Consider the following 13,961-nt stretch of genomic DNA (forward strand, 5'->3'; position numbering starts at 1 on the left):
TGTGCTTGCTCGAAGAAGCGTGAGGGGTCCGCGCTTGCCGTAGACCTCGCTGCCTACGGCCTGGTCTTCACCCGGGGCACCCCGCCACGGACGGAGGGTTGCCGGACAGTCGGCCGGGGCCTCATGACTGTCACTCATGACCTGAACAGGAAAATACGTGAAGTGATCGCGGTCCCGCAACTCATGTCCGGATTACGGGACCGCACTCACATCCGCTACGCGTTGCTGACGGCCACCCAGCGCTCCAGCGTCCGCTTGGCCGCGCCCGAGTCGATCGACTCCGCCGCCTTGTCCATGCCGGCGCGGATCTGCTCGGCCAGCGTCCCCGAGCCCGGCTCCAGCGCGACCAGCGCCGCCGCCGAGTTCAGCAGGACGGCGTCCCGCACCGGGCCGGTCTCGCCGCCCAGCAGCCGACGCGCCACGTCCGCGTTGAACGACGCGTCGGCGCCCCGCAGCGCCTCCACCGGCACCAGCTCGATACCGACGTCCCGCGGGTCGAAGGCCTCCTCGCTCACCTTGCCATCCCGGACGACCCACACCCGGGAGGTGGACGTCGTGGTGAGCTCGTCGAGGCCGTCGTCGCCGCGGAACACCAGCGAGGAGTTGCCGCGCTCGGCGAAGACACCCGCGATGATGGGCGCCATGCGCAGATCGGCGACGCCGATCGCCTGGGACTTCACCTTCGCCGGGTTGGTCAGCGGACCCAGGAAGTTGAACACCGTCCGGATGCCCAGCTGACCGCGCGCCGCCGCCACATGGCGCAGCGCCGGATGGAACTTCACCGCGAAGCAGAAGGTGATCCCGGCCTCCTCGGCGACCTCCGCCACCCGCTTCGGCGTCAGCTCGAGATTGACCCCGAGCTTCTCCAGGACGTCCGAGGCACCCGACGCCGACGACGCGGCCCGGTTGCCGTGCTTGACGACCTTGGCACCGGTGCCGGCGATGACGATCGAGGACATCGTGGAGATGTTCACCGTCTTCGCGCCGTCGCCGCCCGTACCGACGATGTCGACGGTGGCGCCCGGCACCTGGATCACGTTCGCGTGCTCGTACATGGCCCGGACGAGGCCCGTGATCTCCTCGACGGTCTCGCCCTTGGCCCGCAGCGCCACCGCGAACCCGGCGATCTGCGCGTCGGTCGCCTCGCCGCGCATGATCCGGTCCATCGCCCAGGCGGTGTTCTCCGCGCTCTGGTCGCGGCCCTCCAGCAGGCCGTTCAGTACCCCGGGCCAGGAACGGCCCGCCGCGGTGTCGCCTCCAGCGGGGGTCACAGCGCTCATCAGCCGCTCCTGGTTCGTAGACACGTACAAGCTGGTTACAGCCTATCCAGCCGCCGGGCACGGCGAAGGGCCCCGTCCGAAGACCGGACGGGGCCCTTCAGTGCGCGTGGCGAGCGCAGCGATCAGTGGTGGCCGTGGCCGCTCGTGATCTCCTTGTACTCGTCGACGGTCGGCTTCGGGATCTGGCTGTCCTCGTTGAAGTACGCCTTGCTGACCTTGGCGCGCAACTTCTCGGAACCCTTCACCTTGCGCTCGACGCCGTTCTCGTCGACCGTCGGGCCGATCTCGAGCGGCTGGTACTGCTCGTGCGCCGTGATGGTGTGCAGCTGCTCCTGGCTGAGCGGCTCGTGGATCTCGACGAACTCACCGTGCGGCAGGCGCTTGATGGTGCCGGTCTCGCGACCGTGCAGCACCTTGTCCCGGTCCCGGCGCTGGAGGCCGAGGCAGATCCGCTTGGTGGCGATGAACGCGATGACCGGTCCGACGAAGAAGAAGATCCGGACGAACCAGGTGATGGCGTTGATCGACAGGTGGAGGTGCGTGGCCCACAGGTCGTTGCCACCACCCACGAGCGTGATCATGTACATCGTGACCCAGGCGACGCCCAGCGCCGTGCGCGTGGGGGCGTTGCGCGGGCGGTCCAGGATGTGGTGCTCACGCTTGTCGCCGGTGATCCAGGACTCGATGAACGGGTAGGCCGCCATCGCGCCGAGCACGACACCGAAGAGGACCAGCGGGATGAACACGCCCAGGACGAGCGTGTGCCCCCAGAGGTTGATCTCCCAGCCGGGCATGAAGCGGATCAGACCCTCGGCGAAGCCCATGTACCAGTCGGGCTGGGCGCCGGTGGACACCTGGTCCGGGCGGTAGGGGCCGATGGCCCAGATCGGGTTGATCTGCGCGATCGCCGCGATGGCCGCGATGACACCGAAGACCAGGAAGAAGAAACCTCCGGCCTTGGCCATGTAGACCGGCAGCAGCGGCATACCGACGACGTTCTTGTTGCTCTTTCCGGGGCCCGCGAACTGCGTGTGCTTGTGGTAGAAGACCAGGATCAGGTGGCCGACGACCAGGCCGAGCATGATGCCCGGCAGCAGCAGGATGTGGATCGAGTAGAACCGTGCGACGAAGTCGTGGCCCGGGAACTCACCGCCGAAGAGGAAGTACGAGATGTACGTGCCGACGATCGGCATGGACAGGATCGCACCCTCGGTGAAGCGGACACCGGTGCCGGAGAGCAGGTCGTCCGGGAGCGAGTAACCGGTGAAGCCGGTGAACATGCCCAGGACGAACAGCAGGAAGCCGAACAGCCAGTTGATCTCACGCGGCTTGCGGAACGCGCCCGTGAAGAACACGCGCATCATGTGCACGAACATGCCGGCGAGGAAGATCAGCGCCGCCCAGTGGTGGATCTGCCGGATGAGCAGACCACCGCGCACCTCGAAGGAGATGTGCAGGGTCGAGCTGAACGCCTCGGACATCAGCTGTCCCTGCAGCGGGACGTAGCTGCCGTGGTACACCACCTCGTTCATCGACGGGTGGAAGAACAGCGTCAGATACACACCCGTGAGGATGATGATGATGAAGCTGTAGAGGCAGACCTCACCCAACATGAACGACCAGTGGTCGGGGAAGATCTTGCGCATGTTGGACTTGGCCAGGGAGTAGATCCCGAGCCGGCCGTCGGCCCAGTCGGCGACACGCTCGCCGGCCGGTGCCTTCCCGCGAGAGCGGGACTCGGTGCTGGTCGTAGTGCTCATCCGCGCTCCCAGAATGCAGGACCGACGGGCTCTTCGAAGTCGCCGAGCGCCTCGAGGTAGCCCTCGTCGTTCACGCCGATGCGGAGCTGCGGCAGGGCGTGACCGGCGGGGCCGAAGATCACTCGGGCACCGTCGGACAGGTCGAAGGTGGACTGGTGGCAGGGGCAGAGCACGTGGTGCGTCTGCTGCTCGTACAGGGAGATCGGGCAACCGACGTGGGTGCAGATCTTCGAGAACGCCACGATGCCCTCGTGCGACCACTCGAGCTCGCGCTTGTCCTTGATGTTGTCCGGCTGGAGCCGGACGATCATCAGGGCCGCCTTGGCGATCTCGTTCTGGAACTCCTCGTCGTGCTCCTCCAGGCCCTCGGGCTTGGCGAAGGTGAGCGAGCCGACGGCGACGTCCGAAGCACGCAGCGGCTCGTTCGTGTTCATGTTGACGAGCAGCTTGCCCTTGGACCACAGGGTGTGGCGGAGCGAGGTCCCGGGCAGCGGGCCGAGGTCGCGCAGCAGCATGACGCCGGAGAGCGGGAACAGGGCCAGCGCACCGAACATCGTGTTGCGGATCAGCTTGCGGCGGCCGAGCGCGGACTCCTTGGCACCTGCCTTGAAGTCCGCGTGGACCTTCGCGCGGACCTCGGGGGACGCCTCGATCGGGTGACGCTCGTCGGCGACCTCCACGTCGGACATCAGGGTGCGGGCCCAGTGGACCGCCCCCGCGCCGATGGTGAACAGCGCCGTGCCCAGCGTCAGACCCAGCGCGAAGTTCAGCGCGCTGACGTGACCGATCGGGAACACGAAGATCGACTTGTCGGACGGGATCGCCACGTACGAGACGATGAAGCCGACGGTGGCCAGCATCGACAGCGTGAACAGGAAGGCGACCGTACGCTCGGACCGCTTGGCGGCCCGCTCGTCGATGTCCTGGATCCGGTGCTCGTGGGGCGGCAGCCCCGGGTCGGCGAACGGGTTCTGCTCGTCCGCGACGTCTACGACACCGTGCGCGTGGCCCTGCTCAGCGGGCAGGTTCTCTTCTGGAATGTCTTGGCTACTCATGACTTCTTGGCCTTTGCGGTCCGAGCGGCGACCCAGACGGCGACCGCGACCAGCGCGCCGAGACCGAAGATCCACGCGAACAGACCCTCACTGACCGGCCCGAGGCCGCCCAGCTCGAGACCACCGGGGTTCTCCGTCTCATCGCTGTTGACCGCGTTCAGGTACGCGATGATGTCCTGCTTGTTCTGCCCGGACATCGTGGTGTCGGGGAAGGAAGGCATGTTCTGCGGGCCGGTCTGCATGGCCTCGTAGATGTGCCTCGGGTCCACACCCTCCAGGTCCGGCGCGAACTTGCCCTTGGTCAAGGCACCGCCCTTGCCGGTGAAGTTGTGGCACTGCGCGCAGTTGGTGCGGAAGAGCTCGCCGCCCTTGGCGATGTCCCCGCCCTCGGGGTCGTACTGCTCCGAGGTGGGGACGTTCGGGCCGGCGCCCAGCGACGCGATGTACGCCGCGAGCTGGTCGATCTCGGCCTGGCTGTAGATGTTCTTCTTCTTCACCACCTGCGGGCCCTCGGAGGTCGCCGCGGGCATACGCCCGGTGCCGACCTGGAAGTCGACAGCGGCGGCGCCCACGCCGACCAGGCTCGGACCGTCGGAGGTGCCCTGACCGCCGGTGCCGTGGCAGCTGGCGCAGCCTACGGCGTAGAGCTTCTTGCCCTCGTCGATGGCGAGGGACTGGGAGGTGTCATCGGCCTGCGCCTTGCTCGCGGGCGCGAACGCGGCGTACAGCCCCCCAGTGGCCGCCAGCGCGAGGAGTAGGACGACGACCGCCGCCAGCGGATGGCGTCGTCGTGCGGAGAGCTTTTTCACGGATTACCCCGGTGTCAGGATCTTCTGCGTCGATGCTTCTGGAATGTGCGCGGGTTCGTGCCCGGCTACTTGATCATGTAGATCGTGGCGAAGAGGCCGATCCAGACGACATCGACGAAGTGCCAGTAGTAGGACACGACGATGGCCGCGGTCGCCTGTTCATGGGTGAACCTCTTGGCCGCGTACGTCCTGCCGAGGACGAACAGGAAGGCGATCAGGCCGCCCGTCACGTGCATGCCGTGGAAGCCGGTGGTCAGGTAGAACACCGAACCGTACGGGTCGGAGGAGAGCGAGAGCCCGTCCTTCTTCACCAGCTCGGTGTACTCGTAGATCTGACCGCCGATGAAGATCGCACCCATGATGAAGGTGATGATGAACCAGCCCCGGAGCTTCTTCACGTCACCGCGCTCGGCGGCGAAGACGCCAAGCTGGCAGGTGAGGGAGGAGAGCACCAGGATCGTGGTGTTCGTCGCCGAGAACGGGAAGTTCAGGGCGGACGCCATTTCCTTCCAGTGGTCGGGTCCCGTCACCGATCGCAGGGTGAAGTACATCGCGAAGAGGGCCGCGAAGAACATCAGCTCGGAACTCAACCAGATGATGGTTCCGACGCTGGTGAGGTTCGGTCGGTTGACCGACGGGTGCGCGTGCCCGGTTTCTACTGTCGTTGCTGTCGCCACGACCGACATTATGTCGGTCCCTTATCCCGCCCTCACTCCGGGGGGTGCCGTTCGGAGTGTTCCCAGCGTGTGTACTGCCCGTATGGCCCATCGAAGCGGTGTTCCAACAGGTGTTGACAGGCTGTTCAAGGGAGTAGCATCCGCCGCATCGGTTCTGTCCGTACGACGCTGACGTCTCGGAGGAAGCATGCAGCCGACCGCCACGGTGCTGGTCTACAGCGACGATTCCAACACCCGCGAACAGGTGCGGCTCGCGGCCGGTCGCAAGCCCGCTCCGGACGTGCCTGTGGTCGAGTTCGTGGAATGCGCCACCCCTGCCGCGGTGCTGCGGGAGCTGGACCAGGGCGGGATCGACGTCTGCGTACTCGATGGCGAGGCCGTGCCGATGGGCGGCATGGGCCTGTGCCGGCAGATCAAGGACGAGGTGTTCAACTGCCCGCCGGTGCTTCTGCTCATCGGGCGGCCGCAGGACGCGTGGCTGGCCACGTGGAGCCGTGCTGACGCGGCTGTGACGCTTCCGGTGGATCCGGTGGAGTTCGCGGGGGCGTTGGCCGCGCTGTTGCGGCAGAAGAGGCTGCTGAGCGCCTAGGAGTTCGGGGCGCCGGGATTCACGGCGACCGCCGGCCTGCGGCTGGTCGCGCCCACGCGGCGGAGCCGCATGTCGATGCGGCTCCGCGCCCCTTGGGTCTGCTGCTCCTGTGCAGGTGTCATACGTCCTGCGGCCTCAGCCTGGCCCGGTCCGCCGCCGTCGGGCCCTCCGGCGTGCCGCCCACCAGCGCGCTGCCCGTACGCCACTTGGCCCAGGCGAGGTTCCAGTCGCCGAAGCCGTTGCCGAAGGTCTCCATCTCGTGGCCGTTGGAGTTGACGACCTGGACGACGTCACCCTCGTGGACGGTGTCGAAGAACCACTCGGCGTTGCTGGTGCTCATGCCGGTGCAGCCGTGGCTGACGTTCGCGTAGCCCTGGGAGCCCACGGACCAGGGGGCGGCGTGGACGTACTCGCCGCTCCAGGTGACGCGGGTGGCGTAGTAGACGGGCAGGTCGTACGAGTCCGAGGTGCCCTCGGCGATGCCGACGGTGGTACCGCGCATCCGTACGAAGTACTCCTTGCCCAGTACGACCTTGACGCCGTTGCGGGTCTCGAAGCCTGGCTTGCCGGTGGTGACGGGGATCTGGTTGATCTCCGCGCCGTTCTTGTAGACCTTCATCGAGTGCGCCGCGGCGTCCGTGACGGCGATGATGCTGTCGCCCGTGGTGAGCTTGACGGGCGCGGCCTTGCCGCCCCACAGACGGTCGCCGACCTTGATGCCCTCCAGGTTGCTGTGCACCTGGATGGTGGCGTGGGAGGGCCAGTACTCCTTGGGGCGGAAGTGGAGTTCCTTGTCGTTCACCCAGTGCCAGGCGCCCTCCACGGCGGGCGTGGAGTCCACCTTGAGGGCCCGTTCGACGACGGCCCGCTGGGCCTTGTCCTTGACGGGCACGCTGAGTTGGGCCGTGACGGGCTGGCCGACGCCGTACTGGCCCGCCTTGGGGCTGAAGGTGACGTCCACGCTCTTCTTCGTGGTGGGCTTGCCGGTGTCGAACGTGAGGGTCTTGCGGCCGGGCGCCCCGTCGTCGTCCTCGGTGCTCACCCGCACCGTGTAGCGGGCGTTGGCGGCGAGTGGCTCGGTGCTGTGCCAGCGGCTGCCGTCGGCGGAGAGTTCGCCGGCCACGTAGCGGCCTGACGCGTCGACCGCCGTCACGTCCGTGAGACGCCCGTCGGAGCCCTCGGCGGTGATCTCCAGGGGCTTGTCCGGGTCCGCCTTCTTCCCGTCGGTGGACGGGCCGTTGAAGGCGATCTCCTCGGCCGCGTCGTAGGGCCGGGCGGAGAGCGGGTTTCCGTCCGAGCCGCAGGCGGTGACGCCCGCGCAGAGGGCGATCACCAGCAGCGTGCAGCTGACGACGGTGCGGGGGCGGGGTGAGTGACTCATGGCTTCACGCTAGGAAGCTTCGTCGGCACCGGCGCGTTGGGTAACCCGGAAGAGGGACCCGATATCCGGCAAACACAGGAGCCCGGACACTCCTGGCGGAGTATCCGGGCTCCCGGTCGTGCTGTGCGTGTTACTGGGTGCGGTTCTCACCGCGGTAGTACTCGAAGACCCAGCCCCACAGGCCGATCAGGATCAGCGGGAGGGAGAAGTACAGCAGCCACCAGCCGATCGCGACACCCAGGAAGGCCAGGGCACCGCCGACGGCGAGCGACAGCGGCTGCCAGCTGTGCGGGCTGAAGAAGCCCAGCTCGCCGGCGTCGTCCGCGACGTCCGCCTCCTTGTTGTCCTGCGCACCCGCGTCGACCCGCCGGGCGGTGAAGCCCAGGTAGAAGCCGATCATGATGCACAGGCCGAAGGCCAGGAAGAGGGCCGTCGTACCGGCCGGCTCCTTCGACCACACGCCATAGACGACCGCCATGGCGAGGACGAAGACGCTCAGCCACATGAACATCTTGCCCTGGATCTTCACTTGCCGGCCTCCTTGTTGCCCGAGATGGCGCCGGCACCGTGGCCACCGTGCTCCAGCTGCTCGAGAGCGGCGATCTCAGGGTGGTGCAGGTCGAACGCCGGGGATTCGCTGCGGATCCGCGGCAGGGTGAGGAAGTTGTGCCGCGGCGGCGGGCAGGACGTCGCCCATTCGAGCGAGCGGCCGTAGCCCCACGGGTCGTCGACGCCGACCGGCTTGCCGTACTTGGCCGTCTTCCACACGTTGTAGAAGAACGGCAGGATCGACAGGCCGAGCACGAACGAGCTGATCGTCGAGATCGTGTTCAGGGCGGTGAAACCGTCGGCCGCGAGGTAGTCCGCGTAACGACGCGGCATGCCCTCGGCACCCAGCCAGTGCTGGACCAGGAAGGTGCCGTGGAAGCCGACGAACAGCGTCCAGAAGGTGATCTTGCCGAGGCGCTCGTCGAGCATCTTGCCGGTGAACTTGGGCCACCAGAAGTGGAAGCCGGCGAACATCGCGAAGACGACGGTGCCGAAGACGACGTAGTGGAAGTGCGCCACCACGAAGTACGAGTCCGAGACGTGGAAGTCCATCGGCGGGGAGGCCAGGATGACGCCGGTCAGTCCGCCGAAGGTGAAGGTGATCAGGAAGCCGACCGCCCACAGCATCGGGGTCTCGAAACTCAGGGACCCCTTCCACATCGTGCCGATCCAGTTGAAGAACTTCACGCCTGTCGGCACGGCGATGAGGAACGTCATGAAGGAGAAGAACGGCAGCAGCACTCCGCCGGTGACGTACATGTGGTGCGCCCACACCGTCACGGACAGACCGGCGATCGCGATGGTCGCGGCGATCAGGCCCATGTAGCCGAACATCGGCTTGCGGGAGAAGACCGGGATGATCTCACTGATGATGCCGAAGAACGGCAGCGCGATGATGTACACCTCTGGATGGCCGAAGAACCAGAAGAGGTGTTGCCACAGCAAGGCTCCGCCGTTCGCCGCGTCGAAGACGTGGGCGCCGAATTTACGGTCTGCCTCCAGCGCGAACAGGGCCGCGGCCAGCACGGGGAAGGCGAGCAGGACCAGAACGGCGGTCAGCAGCACGTTCCACACGAAGATCGGCATGCGGAACATGGTCATGCCCGGGGCACGCATGCAGATGATCGTGGTGATGAAGTTGACCGCGCCGAGGATGGTGCCGAAGCCGGAGAAGGCCAGACCCATGATCCACATGTCGGCGCCGATACCCGGGCTGCGGACCGCGTCCGACAGCGGGGAGTAGGCGAACCAGCCGAAGTCGGCCGCACCCTGCGGGGTGAGGAAGCCGCCGACGGCGATGAGCGAGCCGAAGGCGTACAGCCAGTAGGCGAACATGTTCAGCCGCGGGAAGGCGACGTCCGGAGCGCCGATCTGGAGCGGCATGATCCAGTTCGTGAAGCCGGCGAACAGCGGCGTCGCGAACATCAGCAGCATGATCGTGCCGTGCATCGTGAACGCCTGGTTGAACTGCTCGTTCGACATGATCTGCAGACCCGGCCGGGCGAGCTCGGCGCGCATGAGCAGCGCCATCACGCCACCGATGCAGAAGAACGCGAACGACGTGACCAGATACAGCGTGCCGATCGTCTTGTGGTCAGTGGTGGTGAGCCACTTGATCACAACATTTCCGGGCTGCTTGCGCCGTACGGGCAGCTCGTCCTCGTAATACGAGGCTTCAGCCGCCGCGGCGCCATGAGGTTCGTTGACGATGCTCACAGGTTGTTCGTCTCCCGGTTCTTCTCGTGGCTCGTCTGCGCGATGCCGGCGGGAACGTAACCGGTCTGCCCCTTCTTGGCGAGGTCCTTGAGGTGCTGCTGGTAACGCTCAGGGGAGACGACCTTCACGTTGAACAGCATCCGGGAGTGGTCGACGCCGCACAGCTCTGCGCACTTGCCCAGGAAGGTGCCCTCCTTGTTGGGGGTCACCTGGAAGGAGTTCGTGTGGCCGGGGATGACGTCCATCTTCATCAGGAACGGCACCACCCAGAAGGAGTGGATGACGTCACGCGAGGTGAGGACGAAGCGGACGGTCTCGCCCTTGGGGAGCCACAGCGTCGGACCGGGGTTGTTGGTCTGCGGGTTACGCGTACCGGGCGTACCGACGTCGTAGACACCGCCGGCGTTCGCCGGGAAGGCGTCCTTGAACCGGTCCGGAATGGCGGCCAGGTTCTTGTCGGTCTTCGCGTCACCGGTGGAACCGTCGACGTTCTCGATGTAGTTGAAGCCCCAGCTCCACTGGAAGCCGACGACGTTGACCGTGACGTCGGGCTTCTTGTCGAGGCTGAGGAGCTTCGACTCGTCGCGGGCGGTGAAGTAGAACAGCACCGAGACGATGATGATCGGGACCACCGTGTACAGAGCCTCGATCGGCATGTTGTACCGGGTCTGCGGAGGAACCTCGACCTTGGTGCGGCTACGCCGGTGGAAGATGGTCGCCCACAGGATCAGGCCCCAGACCAGCACGCCGGTGGCGAGCGCGGCCGCCCACGAGCCCTGCCAGAGGGAGAGGATCCGCGGAGCCTCTTCTGTGACCGGGGTGGGCATGCCAAGGCGGGGGAAGTCCTTGTATGTGCAACCGGTGGCGGTCGACAGGACCAAGCCCGCGGTCATTGCCTGCAGCAGCTTCCGCCGCATCGGGCGCCGCGGCGAGCGGTCGGAGCCGTTGGGACTCACGTAGCGCCTTCCCGAGAGTCTCGCCCGCGCTGTTCGGCTGCGGCCTTCTCGCTGGTCGGTCGCCGCCCTGCGTCGGGCAGGGGTTTGGATGTTTATGCGGACCAAACCCTACTGGACGCGTTTTGGGGTCGCGCGGGGAGGGTGGCCAACGCGCCGCCCGGTCAGCCGAAGGGGGTGAGTTGCCCGGCTCCGGGCTACTTCTGACGGAGGGTTCGGCGCGCCGGCGGCTCGGGGAATCCCGTACGGCGGCCGTGGGCCGGCGGGGGCTGGGCGCACCCACGCGACGAAGCCGCACGATGTCACCGCCCCGCGCCCCTGCTGGGGGGCTTAGCGTTGCTGTGTGTCCTACTTCGATGCCGCATCCGCCGCTCCCCTCCATCCCGTTGCCCGCCAAGCCCTGCAAGCCTCGCTCGACGAGGGGTGGGCCGATCCGGCACGCCTGTACCGCGAGGGGCGTCGGGCCCGGTTGCTGCTGGACGCCGCGCGCGAGGCGGCGGCCGAGGCGGTGGGGTGCCGGGCGGACGAGCTGGTGTTCACGGCCTCCGGGACGCGGGCGGTGCACTCGGGGATCGCCGGTGCGCTGGCGGGCCGACGGCGCGCCGGAGACCACCTGATCGTGTCAGCGGTCGAACACTCTTCGGTGCTCCATTCGGCCGAGGCGCACGAGGCTGCGGGCGGGTCGGTGACCCGGGTGCCGGTGCTGCGTACGGGCGCGGTGACCGCGGAGTCGTACGCCGAGGCACTGCGCCCGGACACCGCGCTGGCCTGCCTGCAGTCGGCCAACCACGAGGTGGGGACCGAGCAGCCGGTGGCCGCCGTCGCCGAGCTGTGCCGGGAGGCGGGTGTCCCCCTTCTGGTGGATGCCGCGCAGTCGCTCGGCTGGGGCCGGGTGACGGGCGACTGGTCGGTGTTGACGGCGAGTGCCCATAAATGGGGTGGCCCGTCCGGGGTCGGACTGCTCGCGGTCCGCAAGGGCGTGCGGTTCGCGTCCCAAGGGCCGGTGGACGAGCGCGAGTCGGGGCGGGCGGCCGGCTTCGAGAACATCCCGGCGATCGTGGCGGCGGCGGCCTCGCTGCGGGCGGTGCGGGCCGAGGCGGAGCAGGAGGCGGTACGGCTGCGGGAGCTGACGGAACGGATCCGGACGCGGGTGCCGTCGGTCGTACCGGATGTGGAGGTGGTCGGCGACGCGGTGCGGCGCCTGCCGGGGGTCGTCACCTTCTCGTGTCTCTATGTCGACGGGGAGAGCCTGCTGCACGAGTTGGACCGGGAGGGCTTCTCCGTCTCGTCCGGATCGTCCTGTACGAGCAGCACGCTGACGCCGAGCCATGTGCTCAAGGCGATGGGGGTGCTGAGCGAGGGGAACGTCCGGGTGTCGCTGCCGTTCGGAACGCCGGCGGAGGAGGTGGAGCGGTTCCTGTCGGTGCTGCCGGGAGCGGTGGCCGCGGTGCGCGAGAAGCTCGGCGCGCCGACGCCCACGGCGGTCGTGCAGGAGGACGCGCTGGTGGTCGACTCGTTGGGCAAGCTCTGCCCGATTCCGGTGATCGAGCTGGCGAAGGTCATCGGCGACGTGCCGGTGGGCGGCACGGTCCGGGTCCTCTCCGACGACGAGGCGGCCCGGCTGGACATCCCGGCGTGGTGCGAGATGCGGGGGCAGGAGTACGTGGGTGAGGAGCCGGCGGACCGTGGTGCGGCTTACGTGGTCCGCCGGCTGTCGTGACCGCGACCAGGCCCGGCTGGGCCTGGCTGGGCCTTGACTAGGCCAGGTGCTCCTGGACCTCGTCGGCGGCGTCGTCGCCGTACGCCTTGGTGAAGCGCTCCATGAAGTGGCCGCGGCGCAGCTGGTACTCCTGGGTGCCCACCGTCTCGATGACGAGGGTGGCGAGCATGCAGCCGACCTGGGCGGCACGCTCCAGGGAGACGCCCCAGGCCAGGCCGGAGAGGAAGCCGGCGCGGAAGGCGTCGCCGACGCCCGTGGGGTCGGCCTTGCGCTCCTCGTCGGGGCAGCCGACCTCGATCGGGTCCTCGCCGACCCGCTCGACGCGCACGCCGCGCGCGCCGAGGGTGGTGACGCGGTGGCCGACCTTGGCGAGGATCTCCTCGCCGCTCCAGCCGGTCTTGGACTCGATGAGGCCCTTCTCGTACTCGTTCGAGAAGAGGTACGTGGCGCCCTCCAGCAGTATCCGGATCTCGTCGCCGCTCATCCGGGCGATCTGCTGGGAGAAGTCGGCGGCGAACGGGATGGACCGGGAGCGGCACTCCTCGGTGTGGCGAAGCATCGCCTCGGGGTCGTCGGCGCCGATCAGGACCAGGTCGAGGCCGCCCACGCGGTCGGCGACGGTCTTCAGCTCGATGAGACGGGCCTCGCTCATCGCGCCGGTGTAGAAGGAGCCGATCTGGTTGTGGTCGGCGTCGGTGGTGCACACGAAGCGCGCGGTGTGCAGGGTCTCGGAGATGCGCACCGAGTCGGTGTCGACGCCGTGCCGGTCGAGCCAGGCGCGGTAGTCCTCGAAGTCGGAGCCCGCGGCGCCGACCAGGATCGGGTCCGTACCGAGCTGTCCCATACCGAAGGCGATGTTCGCGCCGACGCCGCCACGGCGTACGTCGAGGTTGTCGACCAGGAAGGAGAGCGAGACCGTGTGCAGCTGGTCCGCGACGAGCTGGTCGGCGAAGCGGCCGGGGAAGGTCATGAGGTGGTCGGTGGCGATGGAGCCGGTGACTGCGATGCGCACGGCGTGGACTCTCCTGGAGGGAGGGGCATTGACAGTTCACGCTACCCGGTAGCGGGGTACCGTAGAAGCAGCAGAAACTACCCGATAGTAGATCTTTCTCCGCGGGCTCCCCCATGCATACGGTGCCGTCATGACGAACCTGAAGCCCTGTGCCCCCGCCCCGGCCGACCTCGAGGGCGACCTCGCGTCGCTGCGCGGTGACTGCGCCCGGATGGCTCCGCACTGGGCGGTCCCCGACCGGATCGCTTCCCTGCCGGTGTCCCCGTCACTCATCCACGGCGTGACCGTGCCGTCGAAGTCGGCGCGGCTGCTGGACGCGATGTCGGACTACGGGGACTGAGCAGCGCCCGGATTACCCGTCGGCGCGTTTCAGGGAACCGTGCGCTCCCCCGCCGCGTCCCATCGCTGTCCCCCGTAAAGGGGATGCGGGATACGACCGTCCAGCAGGCCGTTTTGACAG

At 67.8% G+C, this 13,961-nt stretch carries 13 protein-coding genes and 1 riboswitch; of the genes, 3 read left to right on the forward strand and 10 right to left on the reverse strand.

The features are described 5' to 3' along the window. Window positions 1-25: 25 nt before the first annotated feature. Window positions 26-142, reverse strand: a riboswitch (SAM riboswitch). 73 nt (window positions 143-215) lie between these two features. The 5 genes from trpD to ACFY16_RS05625 form a co-directional block, all read right to left on the reverse strand. Beyond that, window positions 216-1,280, reverse strand: a complete 1,065-nt coding sequence (trpD, locus tag ACFY16_RS05605; protein ID WP_390645765.1) for an anthranilate phosphoribosyltransferase — start codon at window positions 1,278-1,280, stop codon at window positions 216-218. A 122-nt stretch (window positions 1,281-1,402) separates the two neighbouring features. Next, on the reverse strand, window positions 1,403-3,040 hold the full coding sequence (locus tag ACFY16_RS05610; protein ID WP_390645766.1) for a cytochrome bc complex cytochrome b subunit: 1,638 nt from the start codon (window positions 3,038-3,040) through the stop codon (window positions 1,403-1,405). Then, window positions 3,037-4,095 (reverse strand): Rieske 2Fe-2S domain-containing protein, encoded by a 1,059-nt coding sequence (locus tag ACFY16_RS05615; protein WP_390645767.1) that lies wholly within the window; start codon window positions 4,093-4,095, stop codon window positions 3,037-3,039. Before ACFY16_RS05615 ends, ACFY16_RS05610 begins: the two co-directional genes overlap by 4 nt. Next, window positions 4,092-4,904, reverse strand: coding sequence for a c-type cytochrome (locus ACFY16_RS05620; protein ID WP_390645768.1), 813 nt, complete (start codon window positions 4,902-4,904; stop codon window positions 4,092-4,094). The genes ACFY16_RS05615 and ACFY16_RS05620 overlap by 4 nt, the downstream gene beginning before the upstream one ends. 65 nt (window positions 4,905-4,969) lie before the next feature. Then, window positions 4,970-5,590, reverse strand: a complete 621-nt coding sequence (locus tag ACFY16_RS05625; RefSeq protein WP_390645769.1) for a heme-copper oxidase subunit III — start codon at window positions 5,588-5,590, stop codon at window positions 4,970-4,972. A gap of 178 nt (window positions 5,591-5,768) precedes the next feature. Between ACFY16_RS05625 and ACFY16_RS05630 the strand changes: the two genes are divergently transcribed. Further along, window positions 5,769-6,170 (forward strand): hypothetical protein, encoded by a 402-nt coding sequence (locus ACFY16_RS05630; RefSeq protein WP_390645770.1) that lies wholly within the window; start codon window positions 5,769-5,771, stop codon window positions 6,168-6,170. 118 nt (window positions 6,171-6,288) lie between these two features. Here the strand turns inward: ACFY16_RS05630 and ACFY16_RS05635 are convergent, their stop codons facing one another. The 4 genes from ACFY16_RS05635 to coxB all read right to left on the reverse strand — a co-directional run bounded on the left by ACFY16_RS05635 (window position 6,289) and on the right by coxB (window position 10,772). Then, window positions 6,289-7,551, reverse strand: coding sequence for an Ig-like domain-containing protein (locus tag ACFY16_RS05635; RefSeq protein WP_390645771.1), 1,263 nt, complete (start codon window positions 7,549-7,551; stop codon window positions 6,289-6,291). Window positions 7,552-7,681: 130 nt separating this feature from the next. Next, a complete protein-coding gene (locus tag ACFY16_RS05640) occupies window positions 7,682-8,080 on the reverse strand; it encodes a cytochrome c oxidase subunit 4 (protein ID WP_390645772.1) in 399 nt (132 codons plus the stop codon). Continuing rightward, entirely contained in the window at window positions 8,077-9,816 is a 1,740-nt protein-coding gene (gene ctaD / locus ACFY16_RS05645; RefSeq protein ID WP_390645773.1) for a cytochrome c oxidase subunit I, read from the reverse strand. The genes ACFY16_RS05640 and ctaD overlap by 4 nt, the downstream gene beginning before the upstream one ends. After that, window positions 9,813-10,772 carry a cytochrome c oxidase subunit II gene (gene coxB / locus ACFY16_RS05650; RefSeq protein ID WP_390645774.1) on the reverse strand — a complete coding sequence of 320 codons (960 nt, stop codon included), beginning with the start codon at window positions 10,770-10,772 and terminating at the stop codon, window positions 9,813-9,815. Before coxB ends, ctaD begins: the two co-directional genes overlap by 4 nt. 340 nt (window positions 10,773-11,112) lie before the next feature. On the opposite strand from coxB, the gene ACFY16_RS05655 reads away from it, so the two are divergent. Next, window positions 11,113-12,489: a cysteine desulfurase/sulfurtransferase TusA family protein gene (locus tag ACFY16_RS05655; protein ID WP_390645775.1), complete on the forward strand. Its 1,377-nt coding sequence runs from the start codon at window positions 11,113-11,115 to the stop codon at window positions 12,487-12,489. Window positions 12,490-12,526: 37 nt separating this feature from the next. Here the strand turns inward: ACFY16_RS05655 and ACFY16_RS05660 are convergent, their stop codons facing one another. Beyond that, a complete protein-coding gene (locus ACFY16_RS05660) occupies window positions 12,527-13,501 on the reverse strand; it encodes a carbohydrate kinase family protein (RefSeq protein ID WP_390645776.1) in 975 nt (324 codons plus the stop codon). Window positions 13,502-13,631: 130 nt separating this feature from the next. Between ACFY16_RS05660 and ACFY16_RS05665 the strand changes: the two genes are divergently transcribed. Continuing rightward, a complete protein-coding gene (locus ACFY16_RS05665; protein ID WP_390645777.1) occupies window positions 13,632-13,841 on the forward strand; it encodes a hypothetical protein in 210 nt (69 codons plus the stop codon). Window positions 13,842-13,961 lie beyond the last annotated feature (120 nt).

The organism is Streptomyces sp. NPDC001315, assembly GCF_042896175.1.
Taxonomy (GTDB): Bacteria; Actinomycetota; Actinomycetes; order Streptomycetales; family Streptomycetaceae; genus Streptomyces.

Excerpts from the sequence above, each read along its gene's own strand:
- trpD (WP_390645765.1), bottom strand. The coding sequence starts at position 1,280 with ATGAGCGCTGTGACCCCCGCTGGAGGCGACACCGCGGCGGGCCGTTCC.
- ACFY16_RS05635 (WP_390645771.1), bottom strand. The coding sequence starts at position 7,551 with ATGAGTCACTCACCCCGCCCCCGCACCGTCGTCAGCTGCACGCTGCTG.
- ACFY16_RS05665 (WP_390645777.1), top strand. The coding sequence starts at position 13,632 with ATGACGAACCTGAAGCCCTGTGCCCCCGCCCCGGCCGACCTCGAGGGC.
- ACFY16_RS05610 (WP_390645766.1), bottom strand. The coding sequence starts at position 3,040 with ATGAGCACTACGACCAGCACCGAGTCCCGCTCTCGCGGGAAGGCACCG.
- ACFY16_RS05615 (WP_390645767.1), bottom strand. The coding sequence starts at position 4,095 with ATGAGTAGCCAAGACATTCCAGAAGAGAACCTGCCCGCTGAGCAGGGC.
- ACFY16_RS05630 (WP_390645770.1), top strand. The coding sequence starts at position 5,769 with ATGCAGCCGACCGCCACGGTGCTGGTCTACAGCGACGATTCCAACACC.
- ACFY16_RS05625 (WP_390645769.1), bottom strand. The coding sequence starts at position 5,590 with ATGTCGGTCGTGGCGACAGCAACGACAGTAGAAACCGGGCACGCGCAC.